Source organism: Bartonella sp. MU37NMGALS, assembly GCF_042194015.1.
GTDB lineage: Bacteria > Pseudomonadota > Alphaproteobacteria > Rhizobiales > Rhizobiaceae > Bartonella > Bartonella grahamii.
Map to the genome: position 1 here is coordinate 345 of NZ_JBHIML010000150.1, position 250 is coordinate 594.

The 250-nt window shown below is 29.6% G+C and carries 1 pseudogene; it reads left to right on the forward strand.

The annotated features are described in order from the left end of the window. Nucleotides 1–4: 4 nt before the first annotated feature. Nucleotides 5–250: pseudogene (locus ACFIJP_RS09645) on the forward strand (ABC transporter permease); the annotation flags it as partial.

The following is a 250-nucleotide window of genomic DNA, read 5'->3' on the forward strand; positions in this document are numbered from 1 at the left end:
CGGTATGAATATACGTCGACAGATTGTTTATGGTAAAAATTTTATTGGGGAATTCCTTCTTTCTCTCTGTTATTATTTTATTCAATTCATATTTATTGATAAAATATCTTCTTTTTCAGGACAAATTGGTAGCTATAGCAGAGATGAAATTCATCTTGTCTTTGTTGTCTTCGTTTTACTCCGGACATTTTTAAGTATTTTTACCAGTTCTATTGGAATATTTTTTGAAAAAGTCGTGAGTGCTCAGATT